General features: G+C 71.0%; 3 protein-coding genes and 2 pseudogenes. 1 reads left to right on the top strand and 4 read right to left on the bottom strand.

From position 1 onward, the window contains the following. Window positions 1–102: 102 nt before the first annotated feature. The 3 genes from ACWJ6R_RS32815 to ACWJ6R_RS32805 all read right to left on the bottom strand — a co-directional run bounded on the left by ACWJ6R_RS32815 (window position 103) and on the right by ACWJ6R_RS32805 (window position 2,622). Window positions 103–603, bottom strand: coding sequence for a carboxymuconolactone decarboxylase family protein (locus tag ACWJ6R_RS32815; RefSeq protein WP_449065940.1), 501 nt, complete (start codon window positions 601–603; stop codon window positions 103–105). Then, a complete protein-coding gene (locus ACWJ6R_RS32810; RefSeq protein ID WP_449065939.1) occupies window positions 600–1,679 on the bottom strand; it encodes an NAD(P)H-dependent amine dehydrogenase family protein in 1,080 nt (359 codons plus the stop codon). The genes ACWJ6R_RS32815 and ACWJ6R_RS32810 overlap by 4 nt, the downstream gene beginning before the upstream one ends. 220 nt (window positions 1,680–1,899) lie before the next feature. Beyond that, entirely contained in the window at window positions 1,900–2,622 is a 723-nt protein-coding gene (locus tag ACWJ6R_RS32805) for a carbohydrate-binding module family 20 domain-containing protein (protein ID WP_449065938.1), read from the bottom strand. Window positions 2,623–2,966: 344 nt separating this feature from the next. Here ACWJ6R_RS32805 and ACWJ6R_RS32800 point away from each other — a divergent pair. After that, a pseudogene (locus tag ACWJ6R_RS32800) lies at window positions 2,967–3,041 on the top strand (hypothetical protein); the annotation flags it as partial. A 48-nt stretch (window positions 3,042–3,089) separates the two neighbouring features. Here ACWJ6R_RS32800 and ACWJ6R_RS32795 read toward each other — a convergent pair. Beyond that, a pseudogene (locus ACWJ6R_RS32795) lies at window positions 3,090–3,365 on the bottom strand (hypothetical protein); the annotation flags it as partial.

Genomic DNA, 3,365 nt, shown 5'->3' with positions numbered 1-3,365 from the left:
GGGGTCGAGGTTGGGGCGGGGGCCGGGTGTCGGTCGTTCGGGCCGAGGGTCGGGGCCTGAGGGCTGAGGGCCGGGATCTGTCGTCCGGAAGATCCGGGGCGTCTACCGCCCGGGGGAGGGGGAGGAGCCGCCGGGCAGCACGCACACGGTGTCGAGGCCCAGCACGTGGTTGAGCCGGCCGAACGCCAGCCAGGCGCCGATGCTCATGCTCAGCTCCACGATCTCGGTCTGGCTGTAGTGCGCGGTCATCCGGGCCCAGAACGCGTCGTCCAGGCCGTGGTGGTCCAGGGCGTACCGCTCGGCGTACTCGGCGGCCAGCCGGGTGCGGTCGTCGAAGGCGTCGGTGGTGCGCCAGGCGGTCACCGCGTCGGCGAACCCCTCCTCGACCTTGCGCCCGTCCCGCTCCGTCCGCCAGTCGAGGCAGAAGGCGCACCCGTTGATCTGCGCGATCCGCAGCCGCGCGGCCTCGAACTCGCGGAGCCCCAGGGTCGTGCAGGCGTACACCGACAGCGAGAAGTGCGAGGCGGCGGCTCCGATGCCGGGGACCATCTCGCCCCAGACATACGCGATCGGGTCCTTGCCCTCGGGGACGTCGATGTTCACGGCCGTTTCCTTCCGAGCCTGCCGGTCGCGGGGCGCAGCGGGACGTCGAGCGCGTCGTAGAGCCCGGGCTCCGCCGCCAGGAGCCAGTCGACCGCGCCCACCAGCCGGCCGACCGCGGTGGCGTTCCCGCCCGCGGAGCGGTTCCCGTCCTCGTCGGCGGCCTCGACCGTGACCTCGATGCGGGGGCGGCCCTCGATGATCACCCGGTGCGCCCCGGTCCCGTCGGGCGGCGTCGGCCAGTCCGGGGCGCAGGACGGATGGATGCGTGTGACGTGCTCGACGACGATGCGGGGCTCGCCCTCGACGACGCCCTGCACCTCGAACCGGACCGCGCCCTGGGTGCCGGCCTCGAACGCGCCCATCGACGCGGTGCGCACCGTGGCGTCGAGCGGGCGTCGCTCCACGGTCTCGCGGATCTCGTCGAGCTCGACGCCGAGACCTCTGGCCATCAGCCGCACCTGCCCGCCCCAGACCATGGTCGGGACGGTCGGCGCGATCATCGGCGGCTCGTAGTCCATCGGCTGGCCCATGCCGACGAGGTACCGGACCGAGTCCGGCTGGTCGTAGGTGGAGTAGTCGAATATCTCCTGGCAGCGGACCGCGTCCACGACGGTGCCGAGCCCGCTGATCAGCAGGGGCAGCACGTCGTTGCCCCAGCCGGGGTCGACGCCGGAGACGAACAGCGAGCCGCCGCCGTCCGCGATGGCGGCCAGCACCGGTTCCCGCACTTCCGGAGGGGCGTTGCGCTGGTCGTAGAGCGCGTACACCGAGGGGGTGACGACCACGGCCCCGGCCCGGATCGCCCGGGTGATGTCGGCGAGGGCGTCGTCGGGGCGGACGTCGCCGGACGCCGCGTACACCACGACGCGGGGACGGGCCGCCAGCACCGCGTCGGCGTCGTCGGTCGCCGCGACCCCGAGGTCGCGGCCGAGCCCGCAGAGTTCGCCCGCGTCGCGGCCGACCTTGCCGGGATCGTGGACGATCACGGCGGTGAGCTTCAGCGCGGGATGGGCCTCGACGGCCCGGATGGCCGCGCGGCCGACGTTGCCGGTTCCCCAGACGATCGTGGACGTCATGACCGGAGCGTAGCAAGCGCTTGGTTCAATGTGTACGGCGCCGCCGCGCATTCCGGACGGTCGTTTCAAAAACCTGGCCGGCAGGTGACGTTCGAAAAGGCCGGCCCGCTCGATCGGCGGAAACGCCCGGCCCCTGCCGCCGGACGGCCGGCGCGGCCGCCCGGTGATTTCTTGAACGGATCACCGGGCGGCCGCCCCTGTCATTTCACCTTGCTTCGCATCACTGCCAGGAATCGTTTCTGCTGGCGGTCCCGGTCGGGGGAGTGGTGAACGTGCGGTCCGGGTCGGACTCCCAGATCACCGAGCCGTCGGAGTTCTTCTTGATGTACTTGAAGGAGACGGCGGTGTTGGGCGGCAGGAGCAGGGCCTCCCGCCAGACGGGGTAGTCGTGCGAGGACAGCTTCAGGGCCTTGGCGGGGTCCCAGCCGCCGAGTTCGGGCAGGTTGCCGACGACGAAGACGTCCTGGCCGAAGGCGGTGCCGGCCTCCACGTTGAAGGAGGCGGCGACCTGTCCTGGGGCGCCCTGGTTCCACACGTCGGCGCGGGTGGCCGTGCCCGCCGCGGGGGTGGTGAAGGTGCGGTCGGGGGTGGATTCCCAGATCACGGCACCGGACGGGCTCTTCTTGATGTACTTGTACCGGACGGTGGTGTCACCGGGGAGGGCGACGGCGACCCGCCAGCGGGGGTAGTCCGCCGAGGACAGCGGTACCGCCCGGGCGGGGTTCCAGGCGCCGAGTTCCGGCGTGCTTCCGACGATGAAGACGTTCTGCCCGAGGTGGGTGGCGGCCTCGGCGGTGAAGCCGACCGTGGTCGCGCCGGTGGCGCCGGCCGGGACCGCCATGGTCGCCATGGCGGCGACGAAGGCGGCGACCAGCAGGAACGCCCGCCGGATCCAGCCGGTCGGCGTGGTGGCCTGTGTGCTCTCGCTCAAGTGCGGGGACACGACGCATTCTCCTTGTTCTTGACGGATGAGAACAGCCGTGGACGTCGTTGCTGCGGCGTCGGCGTCCACGGTTCGCGCGGAGCTCCTTGCGATCTTGAATCTTGCCCGCACCGCATCGAGGGTGCAATGCCTTGCGCAATATTTCTGAAACCTTGCAAGCGACCTTTGTTCTGAAAGCTCGGCGGAGAGCGCCGGAAATCGTGCTGACGTGCTTCTCTGAGGAGAGGAATTGCCGGTGCGCTCCGGCCATTGTGAGAAGTTTCACATCCATAGTCGATGCATGGCCGCCGCCTTTAGCGGTCGTCCGAATCGCCGATTCACCGGCGAAAAATTCCGGGGTGGGGATGCGCGGCCCGGCCATCGCCGAGCAGGTCGGCTGCCATCCCGAAACGGTGCGCCGCCGGCTGCGCCGCTTCAACGCCGAGGGACCGGTCGTGCCCCGCACCTTCCCGCCGGCACCGGCCCGGTCAGGAGACGGACACCGTAGGTGGCCGGTCGATCACCCGCGGATCCGGAACGCGTTCATCCCGGTGGGCGCGTGCCGGCTCAACCTGCAGGAGGCGTGGTGGCGGATCTTCCGCCGGGATGCTGTCACCGCCGAAGAGCATCCGGCCGGTCGCGGTGAAGGCCATGGTGACGGCCCAGCTGAACACGTCCGAGACGGGCCCGACCCGCTCGCCGGCGATCTGCTCGCGCAGCAGGAGGTAGTCGCCCAATCGCGTGGTCATAGGGCGGGCCGTCCA

It is taken from the genome of Planomonospora algeriensis, assembly GCF_977012225.1.
The sequence above is the reverse complement of the archived record's forward strand: the minus strand, read 5'-3'. Positions and strand labels throughout refer to the sequence as shown.

What these genes read in the sequence shown, in the direction of transcription:
- ACWJ6R_RS32810 (WP_449065939.1), bottom strand. Translation starts at nt 1,679, where the DNA reads ATGACGTCCACGATCGTCTGGGGAACCGGCAACGTCGGCCGCGCGGCC.